The organism is Pseudobutyrivibrio sp. MD2005 (assembly GCF_000621865.1).
GTDB lineage: Bacteria > Bacillota > Clostridia > Lachnospirales > Lachnospiraceae > Pseudobutyrivibrio.
The window spans coordinates 25,551-42,498 of the sequence record NZ_KK211359.1; the positions used below are offsets into that span (position 1 = coordinate 25,551).

The 16,948-nt window shown below is 40.0% G+C and carries 13 protein-coding genes and 1 tRNA gene; 9 read left to right on the forward strand and 5 right to left on the reverse strand.

Going from position 1 to position 16,948, the window contains the following annotated elements:
* Positions 1–29: 29 nt before the first annotated feature.
* Positions 30–1,706: a DNA repair protein RecN gene (gene recN, locus T498_RS0111425; protein WP_028236017.1), complete on the forward strand. Its 1,677-nt coding sequence runs from the start codon at positions 30–32 to the stop codon at positions 1,704–1,706.
* 809 nt (positions 1,707–2,515) lie between these two features.
* A complete protein-coding gene (locus T498_RS0111430) occupies positions 2,516–3,157 on the forward strand; it encodes a DUF5688 family protein (RefSeq protein WP_028236018.1) in 642 nt (213 codons plus the stop codon).
* Here the strand turns inward: T498_RS0111430 and T498_RS0111435 are convergent.
* The 5 genes from T498_RS0111435 to T498_RS0111455 all read right to left on the reverse strand — a co-directional run bounded on the left by T498_RS0111435 (position 3,154) and on the right by T498_RS0111455 (position 6,992).
* Positions 3,154–4,221 carry an ABC transporter substrate-binding protein gene (locus T498_RS0111435; RefSeq protein ID WP_028236019.1) on the reverse strand — a complete coding sequence of 356 codons (1,068 nt, stop codon included), beginning with the start codon at positions 4,219–4,221 and terminating at the stop codon, positions 3,154–3,156. The genes T498_RS0111430 and T498_RS0111435 overlap by 4 nt on opposite strands.
* Positions 4,218–5,006 carry an ABC transporter permease gene (locus T498_RS0111440; protein ID WP_028236020.1) on the reverse strand — a complete coding sequence of 263 codons (789 nt, stop codon included), beginning with the start codon at positions 5,004–5,006 and terminating at the stop codon, positions 4,218–4,220. The genes T498_RS0111435 and T498_RS0111440 overlap by 4 nt, the downstream gene beginning before the upstream one ends.
* Complete coding sequence (locus T498_RS0111445; RefSeq protein WP_036978491.1) at positions 5,003–5,830, reverse strand: ABC transporter permease; 828 nt, start codon at positions 5,828–5,830, stop codon at positions 5,003–5,005. Before T498_RS0111445 ends, T498_RS0111440 begins: the two co-directional genes overlap by 4 nt.
* Positions 5,823–6,890: an ABC transporter ATP-binding protein gene (locus T498_RS0111450; RefSeq protein WP_028236022.1), complete on the reverse strand. Its 1,068-nt coding sequence runs from the start codon at positions 6,888–6,890 to the stop codon at positions 5,823–5,825. The genes T498_RS0111445 and T498_RS0111450 overlap by 8 nt, the downstream gene beginning before the upstream one ends.
* Positions 6,891–6,919: 29 nt before the next feature.
* Positions 6,920–6,992: transfer RNA gene (locus T498_RS0111455), tRNA-Thr, on the reverse strand.
* Positions 6,993–7,105: 113 nt separating this feature from the next.
* Here T498_RS0111455 and T498_RS0111460 point away from each other — a divergent pair.
* The 7 genes from T498_RS0111460 to T498_RS0111490 all read left to right on the forward strand — a co-directional run bounded on the left by T498_RS0111460 (position 7,106) and on the right by T498_RS0111490 (position 16,878).
* On the forward strand, positions 7,106–7,450 hold the full coding sequence (locus tag T498_RS0111460) for a hypothetical protein (protein WP_028236023.1): 345 nt from the start codon (positions 7,106–7,108) through the stop codon (positions 7,448–7,450).
* On the forward strand, positions 7,450–8,097 hold the full coding sequence (locus T498_RS0111465) for an epoxyqueuosine reductase QueH (protein WP_028236024.1): 648 nt from the start codon (positions 7,450–7,452) through the stop codon (positions 8,095–8,097). The genes T498_RS0111460 and T498_RS0111465 overlap by 1 nt, the downstream gene beginning before the upstream one ends.
* 2 nt (positions 8,098–8,099) lie before the next feature.
* Entirely contained in the window at positions 8,100–9,479 is a 1,380-nt protein-coding gene (gene argH, locus T498_RS0111470; protein WP_028236025.1) for an argininosuccinate lyase, read from the forward strand.
* A gap of 138 nt (positions 9,480–9,617) precedes the next feature.
* Positions 9,618–10,703: an aspartate-semialdehyde dehydrogenase gene (gene asd, locus T498_RS0111475; RefSeq protein WP_028236026.1), complete on the forward strand. Its 1,086-nt coding sequence runs from the start codon at positions 9,618–9,620 to the stop codon at positions 10,701–10,703.
* Positions 10,704–10,910: 207 nt separating this feature from the next.
* Positions 10,911–12,272 carry an ATP-binding protein gene (locus T498_RS0111480; protein WP_028236027.1) on the forward strand — a complete coding sequence of 454 codons (1,362 nt, stop codon included), beginning with the start codon at positions 10,911–10,913 and terminating at the stop codon, positions 12,270–12,272.
* A 102-nt stretch (positions 12,273–12,374) separates the two neighbouring features.
* Positions 12,375–16,178, forward strand: coding sequence for a DNA topoisomerase III (locus T498_RS16605; protein WP_155951066.1), 3,804 nt, complete (start codon positions 12,375–12,377; stop codon positions 16,176–16,178).
* Positions 16,179–16,209: 31 nt separating this feature from the next.
* Positions 16,210–16,878, forward strand: a complete 669-nt coding sequence (locus tag T498_RS0111490; protein ID WP_028236028.1) for a UDP-N-acetylglucosamine pyrophosphorylase — start codon at positions 16,210–16,212, stop codon at positions 16,876–16,878.
* The last annotated feature ends 70 nt before the right edge of the window (positions 16,879–16,948 follow it).

Sequence of the window (16,948 nt, forward strand, 5' to 3'; positions counted from 1 at the left end):
TGAGTGTAGACAAAGAAAGGGAGTATTAAATGCTAGCAAGTTTACACGTTAAAAATTTAGCTCTTATTGACGAAGAGGAGATTGTATTTTCAAAGGGGCTCAACATTTTATCCGGCGAGACAGGTGCTGGTAAATCAATAATCTTAGGAGCGCTTCACTTAAGTCTTGGCGATAAGGCTTCAAAGGATGTTCTAAGAGATACGGATTCCGAAGCATTTGTAGAAGCGGTTTATCTTATTGATGATGAGGCTACAAAGCAGGCTTTGAGAGATATGGGCGTTGAACCATACGATGATGAAGTAATAATGAGCAGACGTATTACTGAATCACGAAGCGTAGGCAAGATAAACGGAGAGCAGGTTCCTGCAGCTAAGATGAAGGAAGTAGGGGCACTTTTGCTTGATATCTACGGACAGAAGGAGCACCAGTCACTTCTCAACACAAAGCGCCACATGGAGCTTCTTGATGAGTTTGCAAAGGCTGATATTGGCGACTTGAAATCAAAAATTGCCGCAAGCTTCAAGGAATACAAGGCTCTTACAGCTGAATTAGAAGAAGCCAAGAAAAGTGATGTTTCAAAGGAACGTGAAATCATTCTTCTTGATCATGAAATAAATGAAATCGAATCTGCCAATCTTAAAATAGGTGAAGATGAGGAGCTTGAAGACGAGTACAAGCGTCTTTCAAACTTCAGCAGAACTATGGAATACTTTGGCCGTGCTCACGAAGCAATGGCTGGCGATGGCGGTGTTTCTGATGCAATCAGTGCAGCTATATCGGATATACGATACATCGAAGGCATCGATGAAAAGGCATCAGATTTCCTAAGCATGCTCAACGATGCCGACAGCATCATTTCGGATTTTAACCGGGAGCTCTCAAGTTACATGGCTGATGCATCCTTCGATGCAGAAAGGTTCAATGAAGTAGAACTTCGCCTAAATGAAATCAATCGTTTAAAAGACAAATACGGCACTACCATAGAGCTCATCCTAGATGAACTTAAAAAGCGTCAGGACAAAAAAGCCAAATACGAATCCTTTGACGAGTACCTAGCTGAGCTCAAGGCAAAGGTAGATGCTGCTACAAAAGAGTTATCGGCTCTTTGCGACAAGCTTTCAGACATACGAAAGAAGAAAGCCAAGGAACTCTCAGCCAAGATGGTAGAGGCTATGAGCGACCTCAACTTCCTTAACTCAGAATTTGATGTTAGCCTAAAGCGTCTTGACCATTTCACAGCAGATGGCATAGACGACGGAGAATTCGTAATCTGCACCAACCCTGGCGAGCCACTCAGACCACTTAAGGACATTGCATCCGGCGGTGAAATGAGCCGTATAATGCTTGCCATCAAGACTGTACTGGCCTCAGGTGGCGGTATAGACACCCTCATCTTTGATGAAATCGATGCAGGAATCTCTGGCCGTACAGCCCAGGCTGTCTCAGAAAAACTATCAACTGTTGCCGGCTCTCACCAGGTAATCTGCATTACACACTTACCACAGATTGCCGCAATGGCTGACACTCACTTCCTCATCGAAAAGAGTGTAGAAAATGGCCACACCATCTCCGGCATCAAGAAGCTCTACGACAACGAGTTAGTAGATGAGCTGGCCCGTATGCTTGGCGGTAGCGCCATCACCGAAGCCGTTCTCACCAACGCCAAGGAAATGCTGGAGTTGGCCCGCAAGTACAAGGAATCCTAAGGGAGCCCGCGGCACCCTTGTACATAACTTGTTGTCGCCAGGCCCGGGCCACGCCCCCTGTTTAGAACAAGCTGTGCCAGGCCCCAGGTCACGCCCTGCCAGCAGATACAGGTGACATCGCCTTCGGCTTAAGATTATCTAGGCGCCAAGTGTCGCATTATTTATTGCGCGTGTTCTTTTGATTCTTTGCAATTAGCACGTTACAGTATGTTGGTCACAAACACACTAAACAAATAAATAAAGTCACCAATACAATCTTAGGAATAATTGCGTGATTTTGGAGTGAGCATAGAAAAATAGAAGCAGGTTTTGCAGTATATAGGTATGCGCTGCCACGGATGGCAGCGCAAGTGCGTAAGCGACACGACGTCGCATGGAGCACGGTACCTATATACTCAAAACCTGCTTCGTTATTTTTCTAAGCGAACGTAATATGAACGCAATTATCCTAAGCATTGTTTGGTGACATTTTTATAATCTACAAGTGTTTGTGACCAACATACAGTAATGCTAAATTGCAAAACCAACAAAAGGACACGCGCTAAATGCTCCCTTTTGGCGCCAAGATAATCTAAAACCTCGCGAAATCGTCACCTGTATCTGCTGGCAGGGCGTGATCTTGGGCCTGGCACAGCGACAGAGTTTTAGGGGCGTGGCCCGGGGCCTGGCTTGTAGGTTGAGGGGGGCAGGGGTGCCGCGAGCTAAAAAGTGGGGCTTGACTTGGGCGGCGTCAGTTGGTATATTAATTTCTGCATGATTCTAAAGCATGCGATTATCTTTTAAATTTCCCCGAATGATGCCATTACCGTATGGCAAACGAAAAATTTAATAATTCTAAGAATAGTATAGTGTTTAAGGTGATTAATAAGGAGAAGAATGCAGAGATTTTAGCGCAGGTACCTTATATGGAGTATTTGGATCTTGCGATTGTATTCTATATGGTATTGCCTGGATATGAGTTTGAAGAAGAGAAGAAGGCAGCGCTTATCTTTAATGAAATTGCAGAGGTTTGGGATGTGACTGCGGCTGATTTGATGGAGGCAGCTAGTGTTAATACGCCAAGGATTATGGGACTTAAGATAGGCGGTATTCTTTCGACTATTGCTGATTATTTGCATGATGATAGCTTTAGTGAGATTGCCGAGATTGAAGATGAGAGTGTGCCACTTTATGTGGCTACAAATGAGATGGCTTTTAATGGGGCTGCCGTGATTCTTTATAAAGATATGCTAAAGGCTATGTCGGCCAAGCTGAAAGCGGATTTGTTTGTGATACCTTGTTCGGTGCATGAAGTTATTCTGGTGAAAGTAATAAAAGGCTGCCAGATGGACACCGAAGATCTCAAAAACATGATTTCATATGTAAATGAAAGCAGTGTTCCTGAAAATGATGTGCTGTCTGACAGCCTTTATTATTATTCTAGAGAAACAGATTCTCTTTGTATTGCCTAGTAGGCTTTGAGCTTCTTCCAGAGAGTAGTGGTGTAATCTAAGGTTTCTGTGTCGTATGACTTGTATAGATCACATCTAGCTAGTGTCTCGTCTGTAGGGAAGACAGTTTCGTCTGCGAGTGTTTCTGCATCCTCGTGGCTGGCAACGGTGAGGTTAGGGGTGGCATACCAAACATATTCAAAGTTGGTGGTGGCTGCCTCTTCTTCACACATGAAGTCAATCCACTTCATAGCTGCATCGTAGTGCTTGCAGGTGCGTGGAACGAACCAGGAATCAATCCAAAGATTGCCGCCTTCCTTAGGAACAGTGTAGGCTAAGTCTTCGTTGTATTCCATACCCATTGCGGCTTCGCCGGAGTAGCATACAGCCATTGCGGCATCCTTGGAAACCATGCATTCGTAGGTCTCGTCCATGAGGTATGCGTATACGTATTTCTTTTCGTCGCAGAGCATATTGTATGCTTCGTCTAATTCTTCAGTGTTTGTAGTGTTGATGTCGTAGCCCAGCATCTTGAGAGGTACCATAAAGGCATCACGCTGAGAATTGATCATGACGATTTGGTTTTTGTATGCTGGGTCCCATAGACAGTTCCATGAGCTTACTGTTTCTTCATCAACCATTTTGGTGTTGTAAAGAATGCCGACAGTGCCGTAGAAATATGGAACTGTGTATTTGTGTGTAGGATCGAAAGCTTCGGATGCTTCGATGATTGTTGGGTCAATGTTTTTGTAGTTCTTAAGAGAACTGTAATCGATTGGGATTAGCTCGCCCTCTTTAGAGAGTGTCTCAATCATGTAATCAGATGTGCAGATTACATCGTAGTTGATAGAACCAGCCTTGTATTTGGCGTACATGTCTTCAACTGACTCGTATTCTTCGTATTTAACGGTGATGCCTGTTTCTTCCTGAAAACGCTTTAAAACATCTGCATCGATGTATTTGCCGTAGTTGAGGACAACAAGTGTGTCAGAGCTGCTGGCATCATTTCCACATGCTGTGAAAGAGAAGCAACTAGTGAATGTCAGGCAAAGAAGGCTGAAAATTGTAATTATCTTTTTTCTCATACTCGAGCTGCCTCCTTCTTGTTTAGTCCTTTGAAATTGGTGGCAATCAGCATAATGAATGCTAATAAGAATAGCAGAGTAGAAAGTGCATATAATTCAGGCTGAATACCTTTTCTAAGCTCTGTGTAAAGCATTGTTGAAAGAGTGTTAACACCGGCGCCCTTTGTAAAGTAAGTGATTGTAAAATCATCAAGTGACATTGTAAGGGCCATTAAAAATCCTGAAAGGACTCCAGGGAATATCTCTGGCCAGATTACTTTGTAAAATGCATAGGCAGGTGTAGCACCTAAATCCATGGCAGCCTCATAGCAGGCATCAGACATAGATTGAAGCTTTGGCAATACGTTAAAGATAACATAAGGTACTGAGAAAGCTATGTGAGCCAACACTACTGAAAGTTCACCGAGTGAAGTGAATCTTGTAAACAAAAGCATAAGTGAGATACCGGTAACTATATCTGCATTTAAAAGCGGAATATTGGTTGCGCCAAGCATGATAGCTACGTGTCTCTTTTTCATTCGATGGATACCAATGGCTGCTGTTGTGCCAAGCAAAGTAGCAAGGATGCTAGATGAAAGTGTGATACGAAGTGTAGTCCAAAGTGCATCCATGATGGTATCGTTTGATGGTAAATTAAGGTACCACTGAATAGTGAACCCGCCCCAAACTGTACGTGACATAGAATTATTGAAGGATAAAACTATGAGAACGAGAATTGGTGCATATAAAAACAAAAATATTAATCCTAGGTATAGGAAAGAGGTGCCTTTTTTAATCTTAATCATATAAGCATACCTCCATTCTCAGAATCATCAAGCTTGTTCATGATGCTCATAGATGCAAGTACGAAGAGCATCAGAATAATAGAAAGACCAGAACCTAAATTCCAGTTTCTTGCAAGAGTAAATTCCTGCTCAATAACATTTCCGATAAGAAGTACCTTTCCACCACCTAAGAGGTTGGAAACAACGAATGATGATAATGCAGGTACAAAAACCATTATGACACCTGAAAGAATACCATCACGTGAAAGTGGAAGAGTAATCTTGAAAAATGTATTAATCCAGCTAGAACCTAAATCGGCTGCTGCCTCGATAATGTCGTCGTTAATCTTTGAAAGTGAATTGTAAATCGGCAGAATCATGTATGGCAAAAAGTCGTAAACCATACCAAGAATAACGGCTGATTTAGTATATAAAATATGAATGGTAGGCAATCCTATGGCAGAAAGAATGTTGTTGAGTATTCCGTTGTTGGAAAGGATATTCTGCCAGGCAAGGATTCGAAGCATGAAATTCATCCACATAGGAAGGATAAATAGAAATACGATGAATCCTTTGTTAGTGATTTTGAGATTGTGAAGTATCAAAGCCACTGGATACGCTAAAATAAGACAGACAACTGTTGTGATTAATGCTACCTGGATAGAAAGCCATAGCGATTTAAGGTGAACAGGGTCTGCAATAGCTATAAGGTTTTGGATTGTAAAATCACCTTCTGCGGTGGTGATAGCATAGCCGAGGATGTAGAACAAAGGTAGGATAGTACAAATTAGCACCCAGATGGCATAAGGTGTAGCTATAAAGCTAGTGCGAATTCTGTTAATCATCCTCCTTTAATACCTCCTCATCCTCTGATTCTGGCTTGTTCATAATCTGAATGTTGAATGGAATGACATTGAGTGATACGTGCTGGCCAATTTCGAAGTATTTGGTAGTGTGTACCAGCCATTCGTATTCGCCACACTGAACATCAAGCTCGTAGTGAACGCCTTTGAATAGGCAATCAGTGATAACACCGTCCATAAATCCCTTGCCAGGAGCGTCTAGCTCAACGTCCTCAGGACGAATAACAACGTCTACTGGCTTCATTGTGCCGAATCCCTTATCTACACAAGGAACCTGAACTCCAAGGAAGGATACGAGCTCATCCTTAATCATGATTCCTTCGATGATATTACTTTCACCGATGAAATCCGCAACGAAGGCATTTTCCGGCTCGTTATAGATATCTTCAGGAGTACCAATCTGCTGGATGTAACCCTGGTTCATTACCACGATAGTGTCTGACATGGTAAGGGCTTCTTCCTGATCGTGTGTAACATATATAAATGTAATGCCCAGCTCCTGCTTAATCTTCATAAGCTCGTACTGCATGCTTTGGCGAAGCTTAAGGTCAAGGGCACCAAGTGGCTCATCTAAAAGAAGAACCTTTGGTTCGTTAACGATGGCGCGGGCAATAGCGATACGTTGCTGCTGACCGCCTGATAGAGAATCGATAGAGCGCTTCTCGAATCCATCAAGATTAACAAGCTTTAAGGCATATTTAATCTTATCGTCGATATAATCCTTTGATTTCTTTTGGATCTTAAGTCCAAAGGCGATGTTTTCCTCGATTGTCATATGTGGAAATAGAGCATATTTTTGGAAAACGGTGTTGATTGGACGTAAGTTGGCTGGTAGAGCAGTGATGTCGTTGCCGTTAAGGAAAATCTTTCCTGAATCAGGCTTTTCAAAACCGCCTAATAATCGTAGAGTGGTGGTCTTACCGCAGCCGGATGGGCCCAGTAATGTCACAAAGGAATTCTCCTTTACATAAAGATCTAGTTCATCAAGAACTAATTGCTTACCATAGCTTTTTGAAACATGGTCGAACTGAATAAATTCCAACGCATTAACCTCCTTTTATATATAAGAAGAGCTCCGAATCAGACTCGAACTGACGACCCCCTCATTACGAGTGAGGTGCTCTACCAACTGAGCTATCGGAGCAACAATGAAAGTGTAATATATTGGTTGAAAAAAATCAATGAAATTGTTGAGAAAATCCCGTGGTTTTATTATAATGACACTTGTAAATTTTTTGATTAAAAGAGGAGCTAATTATGGCAGATAATAAGAGAAATGTATCATCAATTAATGTTAAGGAATTTTTCTCAAAGGAGTACTTTCCACTCCATTGTTTAATAGGGCTTGTTGTTTTGGCTGTGGCTGCCATGGTTGTTTCTATTGTGGTATTATCAATCAATCCTGTAGTTGCATGTCTTATGGTTGTACTTGAGGCAGGTCTTGCTGCATGTCTTAACAAAATCCCACTTTGGATTCATGGTCTTGTTTTTATTGCACAGATCGTTTGTGGAATTATGGCATCACAGATCGTATTCATGGTAATCATGGCATTGATCTATGTTTTTGCTACAGCATTTTTATTTGTATGGACTAATAGATAATGAATAAGGTTAATTATCAAAAGGAATTAGATAAGTTAATTAACGAACTTGAAAAAGAAGGCCGCGTGCCTTCTTTATTACTACATAGCTGTTGTGGGCCGTGCAGTAGTTATTGCATCGAGTATCTGTCACAGTTTTTTTATGTTACGGTTTTTTACTACAATCCTAACATTTATCCAGACGATGAATACTATCACAGGGTAAAGGAGCAGCAGCGCTTTATAAATGCATTTCCTACTAAATATCCGGTGGAGTTTATTGAAGGCGATTATGATAAAGAGAGCTTCTATGAAATAGCTAAAGGATTGGAGCATGAGCCTGAAAAGGGAAGGCGTTGTCACAAGTGTTACGACCTTCGACTCAGACGCACGGCAGAGGTCGCAAAAGAAAAAAGCTTTGACTTTTTTACAACAACGCTTACAATATCACCAATGAAAGATTCTCAGGTGCTCAATGAGATTGGCGATAGAATCGGTCAGGAGCTGGGCGTAAGCTGGCTGGTTTCTGATTTCAAAAAGAAGGAAGGCTACAAGCGAAGCACCGAGCTTTCCAAGGAATTTGATATGTACAGGCAGGACTATTGTGGCTGCGTGTATTCATATAATGAAAGGCAACAACAAATAAAGGCAAGAAACACGGAGGATTAGTTATGGCACAGTTGTGGGGTGGAAGATTCACCAAAGCTACCGATCAAATGGTATATGATTTCAATGCATCTATTGGCTTCGACCAGAAGCTTTTTGCACAGGATGTCAGAGGAAGTCGTGCCCATGTAAAGATGCTGGCCAAGGTAGGCGTTATTACAGAAGGCGAAAGAGATGAAATACTTAAGGGACTTGATGGCATCGAGGCAGATGTTAATTCGGGAGCTTTAGAGATTACATCAGAATATGAGGATGTACACAGCTTTGTAGAAGCTAATCTTATTGATAGAATTGGTGATGCTGGCAAGAAGCTTCATACAGGTCGTTCAAGAAATGATCAGGTTGCTCTTGATATGCGTCTCTACACTCGTGATGCGGTAGAGGATACTGCTGATGGGATTAAGCATTTACTTGAGACAATTCTTGGCATTATGGAAGAGCACATTGATACAATTATGCCAGGTTTCACACATCTACAGAAGGCTCAGCCTATCACACTTGCTCATCATATGGGAGCATATTTTGAGATGTTCAAGCGTGACCTTCTTAGATTAAAAGATATCCGCGAAAGAATGAATTACTGTCCACTTGGCTCTGGCGCACTTGCCGGTACCACTTATCCGTTGGACAGAAACATGACAGCAGAGCTTTTGGATTTCTATGGTCCTACAGTCAATTCAATGGATGGAGTTTCTGATAGAGATTATTTAATTGAGTTTTTATCAGCTCTTAGCATGATTCAGATGCACCTTTCACGTTTCTCTGAAGAGGTTATCATCTGGAACAGTAATGAATACAGATTTGTTGAGATAGATGATGCTTACTCAACAGGCTCATCAATTATGCCACAGAAGAAGAACCCTGATATTGCAGAGCTTGTTCGTGGTAAGACAGGCCGTGTTTACGGTGCGCTTACATCCCTTCTTACAACTATGAAGGGCATTCCACTTGCTTACAATAAGGATATGCAGGAGGATAAGGAGCTTGCTTTTGATGCTATGAAGACAGTGCAGGATTGTATTGTATTGTTTGATGGCATGCTTGCTACAATGTCATTTAATAAGGACGTTATGGCAAACAGCGCAAAAAATGGCTTCACAAATGCGACAGATGCTGCTGATTATCTTGTAAACCATGGTGTTCCATTCAGAGATGCACATGGTATTATTGGCCAGGTTGTTCTTTACTGTATCGATAAGGGCATTGCTATCGATGATATGTCTTTAGAGGAGCTTAAGGCTATTTCACCAGCTTTTGAAGAGGATATCTTTGAGGCGATTTCCATGGAGACTTGTGTAAACAAGCGTCTTACAATCGGTGCTCCAGGCCATGATGCAATGGTAAATGAAATTGCAAGTTGTAAGGAATTTATCGCTGCAAATTAAATTATTTTGAATAATAAGCAAGGTTTTTGGTATTTTTATGCAAATTAACCTTGCTTTTTTTATTTAATTTGATATAATACTTTTCAATGACGGACAAATGTCCGCGTGTGAAAAACAATGAATAAGGAGACATATGTAATGAGCGAGAAATTAAAAGTCGGAATTCTTGGTGGTACAGGTATGGTTGGACAGAGATTTATTTCTCTTCTTGAGAACCATCCTTGGTTTGAGGTTACAACAATTGCAGCTAGCCCACGTTCAGCTGGACAGCGTTACGAGGATGCAGTAGGAGGCAGATGGAAGATGGATACTCCAATGCCAGCTGCAGTTAAGGATATTATTGTTAAGAATGTAAACGAAGTAGAAGAAGTAGCTAAGGAAGTTGACTTTGTATTTTCTGCTGTTGATATGTCTAAGGATGAGATTAAAGCAATCGAGGAGGCTTATGCTAAGACAGAGACTCCTGTTGTTTCAAACAATTCCGCACATAGATGGACACCAGATGTTCCTATGGTAGTTCCAGAAATTAATCCACAGCACATGGAAGTAATTGAGTTCCAGAAGAAGAGACTTGGCACTACAAGAGGTTTTGTTGCGGTTAAGCCTAACTGCTCAATTCAGTCTTATGCTCCAGTTCTTACAGCATGGAAAGAGTTTGAGCCATACGAGGTAGTTGTTACAACATACCAGGCAATCTCAGGTGCAGGTAAGACATTTAAGGATTGGCCAGAGATGGAGCACAACATCATTCCTTTCATCTCAGGTGAGGAAGAGAAGTCAGAGAAGGAGCCACTTAGAATCTGGGGTAAGATCGAAGATGGCGTTATCGTTCCTGCTGATGATGTTAAAATTACAAGCCAGTGCATCCGTGTACCAGTATTAAACGGTCACACAGCAGCTGTATTCGTTAAGTTCAAGAAGCAGCCTACAAAGCAGCAGCTTATCGATGCAATCAACAACTTCTCAGGTGTACCACAGGAGCTTCAGCTTCCTAGCGCACCAAAGCAGTTTATCCGTTACATGGAAGAGGATAACAGACCTCAGGTAGCACTTGATGTAGATTATGAAAACGGAATGGGAATCAATGTTGGTCGTCTTCGCGAGGACAGCATTTATGATTGGAAGTTCGTAGGATTATCTCACAACACTGTTCGTGGTGCTGCAGGTGGTGCTGTTCTTTGCGCAGAGCTTCTTAAGGCACAGGGTTATATCACAAAGAAATAATTTAGTGTTTCAAATATAAAGCATTAGCATTCTTACATATGTGAGCATAGGTAAGGATGCTATTTTTTTGAAGTCTTTTATAATTCACGTTTTTGGAATAAATTAAAACTGAATAAAATTCTTTTTTAGTGTAGCGGACTAAAGTGAAATGTGTTATTATATTTGGCGTATAACTGAAAACGTGTAGATTCTTTAGGGAGAAATGTTATGGTTACTAGAACAAACGAACTGAAAAAGCTTGACACAATTTATCAAAAGAGTAGTAGTGATATTGTGCTTTTATATGGCAGGCTTGGCAGTGGTAAGGAGGCTTTGATAGACGATTTCACCACTGGAAAGCAGTACTTCTACTATAGAAGCCGTCAATGTTCTGATGCTAAACAGTTAAAGTATCTGGACGAACAGCTTTCTGCGGAATATGACAGGGCTGTTGATAGCGCATCTTTCGATGAATGCTTCAAGAAGTTCAGATCAAAGGACGGTTCAAAACTTGTAGTTGTTATTGATGAAGCGCAGTATGCTATCAAGAAGTCTAACGAGCTTTTGGCTAGCCTTATTTCTCTTAAAAATAAAAAGCTTTACCCTGGCAAGGTGATGATAATCATTGTAAGTTCATCTATTGTCTGGGCTGAAAATAATTTCCCTGAAATTGCAGGAAGTAGTGCAAATTCAGTAGACGAGACAATCAAGCTTGAAAATCTTTCATTCCTTGATGTGGTTAGAGCATTTCCTAGCTATTCTGTTGCTCAGTGCGTTAGCACATACGGTATCGTAGGTGGAGTATCAGAGTACTTAGACAGATGGAATGGTAAGAAATCCATAAAGGATAATGTTTGCGAAAACATTCTTACACCTACCGGATTTTTATATTCAGCTGCTGAAGGATATATTTCATCAGAACTCAGAGAGCTTTCATGCTACAACACAATTTTAGGTTCCATCGCATCTGGTAATGAAAAGCTTAATGATTTGTTCGAGGATACTGGTTATTCTCGTGCTAAGATTTCTGTTTACATGAAGAACCTAGCAGCATTTGATGTGGTTGATAAGGTGGTATCCTTCGAAACAGGAGGATGGGATAACACTAAAAAGGGTATATACAGAATTGTGGATCCTTACGTTAATTTCTGGTTCACTTTTGTGTATCCGCATTTATCAGAGCTTATATCCTACACACCTGATAGATTTTACGATACTTTCATCGCACCAAAGCTAGATGAATATCTTGAATACTATTTTGTAAATGTTTGTAGAGAATACCTACATCTATTAAATATGGTTGGACAGCTTCCTATTAAGCTTACAAAGATTGGGACATGGCTTGGTAAGGAAGGCACCATAGATGTTATAGGTCAAAGCTCTAACAGAGAAAACGTTGTGGGCATTTGCAACTGGACAGAAAAGAGCATGGGATATGATGCTTATGAAAAGCTTCTTGAATCTATGAAGCAGGCACGTATCTCAGCCAACACAATTTTCATGTTCTCCGCTACCAAATTTGATAGTAAATTAGTAGAACTTTCAAAAGAAAATAAATCTATTGTTTTGGTAGACATGACAGAACTGTAATTGATATAATTTAATAGTTAATATTGTTTGAAGCCTTTGCATTTCATGCGAAGGCTTCGACTTTTGTTAATTTTAAAATTAATTTTTAGGGAGTTTAGTGATTTGGGAAAGAGTTTAATAATCACAGAGAAACCATCTGTTGCCCGAGACTTTGCGCGAGTTCTTAATGTGTCAGGCAATCAAAATGGTTTTATTGAAAACAATCAATATGTCATAAGCTGGTGCTATGGACATCTGGTTCAGATGGTTTATCCAGAAGAGTATGACATTAAATATAAGAACTGGAATCTTGAGGATTTACCATTCTTACCTAAGGATTATAAGTACGGAGTTGTAGAGTCAGCAAAAGAACAATACAAGGTAGTCAATGGCCTTCTGCACAGAGAAGACATCGATACAGTCTATTGGGCAGGTGACTCGGGAAAAGAAGGACAGACAATCGAAGAGAACATCAGAAATTATGGTGGTGTTCGTGAAGGCATGACAGAGCTTCGTGTATGGATTGATTCTCAGACCGATGATGAAATTCTGCGTGGAATTAGAGAAGCAAAGCCTATGAGCGATTATGCAAAGCTGGGAGCTTCAGGCATAATGCGAACTATAGAAGATTATAGCTTAGGCATTAATTTCTCTAGAGCTTTATCTGTTAAATATGGAAGACTTATCAATGATGCAGCCGCAACTACAAGCTATTCTGCCATAGCAATTGGCCGAGTTATGACTTGTGTGCTTGGCATGGTTGTTGAGAGAGAAAGAGAAATCAGGAACTTCAACGAAGATCCATTCTTTAAGGTTGTTGGTAAGTTTTCAGATGTTAATTTCCCTGCAGAGTGGAAGGCGATAGAAAAGTCAAAGTATTTTGAATCTCCACTTTTATATGGGGATAAAGGAAATGGCTTTAAAGAAAGAGGTAGTGCTGAAAAGTTAATTGAAAAATTAATAAATAAGCCTGCTTCTATTACAGATAAGGATTGCGGCATTTCTAAGAAGAAGGCACCATTGCTATTCAACTTAGCAGAGCTTCAGTCAGAATGTTCTAAGCGATTCAAGATTTCGCCGGCTCAGACTCTTGAAATCATTCAGGAGCTATACGAAAAGAAGTACACTACATATCCTCGTACTGATGCAAGAGTACTTACAACAGCTGTTGCAAAGGAGATAAATAAAAACCTTAACAAGCTTCAATCCTATGGTCCTACTGCTAAATATGTACATGAGATTTTGGCAGATAGAAAGTATGTAGGCATTGAAAATACTAGCTATACAGACGATAGCAAGGTTACAGATCACTATGCAATCATTCCTACAGGACAGTGTAATGGCATAGAGAATCTTTCGGGTCTTAGCCAGAGAGTTTATGAATTGATAATCCGCAGGTTTCTGTCTATTTTTTATCCACCTGCAGAATATAAAAATGTTAAGGTTACAATCGGTATTGATTCAGAAAGCTTTTTTGCTGGAGCAAAACTTTTAGTTAAACCAGGCTATTTGGAAATAGCTGGCATACCAAAGGCTAAGAATTCTGACAACACTGATAATGATGATGAATCTGAGGATGCAGAAGATGAGTTTTCAAAGGAAAAATTTGTTGAATTCATCGAAAAAGCCTCTATTGGAGATGCTATAGATGTAAATTGCTTCGAATTAAAAGAAGGCAAAACATCACCTCCAAAGCGATATACATCAGGTTCCTTGATTCTTGCAATGGAAAATGCAGGAAAGCTTATCGAAGATGAAGAGCTTCGTGAGCAAATCAAGACTACAGGTATCGGAACATCTGCTACTCGTGGTGAGATTCTTGAAAAGCTTGTAAGAATTGGATATCTTAATCAAAATAATAAGACCCAGGTCATCACCCCTGAAAAGCTTGGTGAAATGATCTATGAAGTTGTGCTTCTTACAACACCTTCATTATTAAAGCCAGAGCAGACTGCAAACTGGGAGAAGGGGCTTGAAGGAATTATCAATGGAACAGTAGAGTTTACTGATTATAGACAAGAACTAGAGGATTACATTCGCAGTGAAACAAAAAATATGATAGAGCAGGATTTGACACAGACCATTGCTCTTAATATTAATCAGTTTACTGGAAAGGATTCTAAGGGACTTGCTACAAGAAAGCCTTTAGGTATCAAATGTCCTAAGTGCGGAGGCGAACTTACAACTACATCATTTGGATATGGCTGTAGTAATTATGCTAACGACGAAATTAAATGTAGATTTAGTATTGGACAAATCGCTGGTGTAGATCTGCCTGAGGAGCAGTTTAAAAAGCTTATATTAGAGGGAAAGACAGACTTAATCGAAGGCTTCAAGAGCAAGTCTAATAAACCCTTTAAATCTGTTCTTAAGCTTGAAAAGAATGAGGATGGCGAGTTCAATGTAAGCTTTGATTTCTCTGAGACACCTACAGAATATGTTGAAGAATTAAAATGCCCTGTGTGCCAGGGAAGAATCGCTAAGACTGGCTATGGCTTTGCATGTGAGCATCGATTCCAGGAAGAGAATCAGTGTTACTTCTCAGTTGGCGAGATTGCAGGAAGAAAGATTTCCGAAGAGGAATTAACTTCTCTTATTAATAATGGAATTACAGATGTTCTCACTGGGTTCAAATCTAAAACCAATCAAAAGTTTAGTGCTAAGATTCAGCTAAAGGAAAACGAAGAGGGCAAGAAGGTTCTCAGTTTCAATTTTGATGGTATAGAGGCTGAAAAGCTTGAGGGCTGCAAATGTCCAGATTGTGGTGGCGATATTCTTATTCGCCCTAGTGGATATGGTTGTGGCAATTTTAACGCTCAGGATGAAAACTCATGTAAGTTTTATATAGGAAAGACAATCGCTGGTAAAAATATTGGCGGTGGCGTTGTGACGGAGCTCTTACTTAAAGGCAAATCAGAAACTCTTAGAGGTTTCAAAGGAAAATCAGGTAAGAAATTTGACGCAAGGCTTGTGTTAAAGAAAAACGAAGAGACCGGTAGAACAGAAGTCGTATTTGATTTTGACGATGTGGAACCAAATTATCTTGCAGATGTAACATGCCCTGATTGTGGCAGCAAGATAATTAAAACTAACTTTGGGTTTGCCTGTGAGAAATATTTTGATCAGGAAAACAAATGCGGATTTGTTCTGGGGGAAATCGCTTCTAAGAAGCTTACAGATTCTGATGCCAAGGAGCTTTTGACAGAAGGTCATTCCAAAACTATCAGAGGCTTTAAGGGTAAGTCTGGTAAAAAGTTTGATGCATGTCTTATTCTTAAGAAAAATGAAGAGACTGGCAAAACAGAAGTGGCCTTTGATTTTGATAATGTAGAAGCCAAGGATATTAAAGATGTGGTATGTCCACTTTGTGGTGGCAAGATAGTAGTTACACCATTTGGATATGGATGTAGTAATTATAAAAAGGATGATCCAGATAATTCCTGTGGCTTTAATCTGGGGCAGATTGCTGGCGTGAAGCTTAAAGAAGCTCAGGTTAAGGAGTTATTAAAAGACGGTATAACATCTACTATATCTGGCTTTAAATCAAAGAAGGGCACAAAGTTTGAAGCCAAGCTTGCTTTAAATAAGGATGAAACTGGGAAGGTATCTGGCGTAAAGTTTGTTTTTGAAGATGATGAAAAGGTTATGCCAAATCTGAAATGCCCAAGGTGCGAATCGCCGATAATTAAGAATCATTTTGGCTACCGATGCAAGAATAATGTCAGGGATAATGTTGACAGCTGTCCATTCTATGTTGGCAAGGTGGCAGGGGTAGATATACCTGAAGATCAGTTCATCAAACTAATTACAGAAAAGAAAACTGATGTCATATCTGGATTTTTGAGCAAAAAAGGTTTATTCTTTGATGCAAGGTTAAAACTGAATGATGAGTTCCGTACGGAATTTGAATTCGATAATTATTCTTAAGGAATTAAGATTACAAGAAAGGATAAAAAATATGGAACAGTGCAAAATTAAATCTATGTATAATTTAGATGAGACCATTGCGAAGGATTTATTTGATGGTAAGGAATATCCATGGGAAGTTCTTCCAGAGATTTCTGAGTTCATCAAGAAGCTTGGACCAACTCTTGATCCTGAAAAGTTTGAAAAGAGAGGGGAAGATATCTGGGTAGCAAAATCTGCAACAGTTTTTGATTCAGCATATCTTCACGGCCCACTTATTATCGATGAAGATGCTGAGGTACGTCAGTGTGCTTTCATTAGAGGCTCAGCTATCGTAGGTAAGAATTGTGTAGTTGGTAACTCTACAGAGCTAAAGAATGTTGTTTTATTTAATAATGTTCAGGTTCCTCACTACAATTATGTTGGCGATTCTGTTTTAGGATACAAGTCACACATGGGCGCTGGTAGCATCACATCTAATGTAAAGCAGGATAAGACATTGGTTGTTGTAAAAACTAGAGATGGAGAGAAAATTGAAACAGGATTAAAGAAATTTGGAGCTATGCTTGGCGACAATGTTGAAGTTGGCTGCAATTCAGTTTTAAATCCTGGAACAGTTGTATGTCCACGTTCTAATGTTTATCCTCTTTCTCCAGTTCGTGGGGTAGTTGAGGCTGATAGCATTTTTAAGAGCCAGGATAATATCGTTAAAAAGAATTAAAATTTTTTAAAGACTCATCTTTTAAAGGTGAGTCTTTTTTGGTATTATATTAATACTTATTGAAATTTTG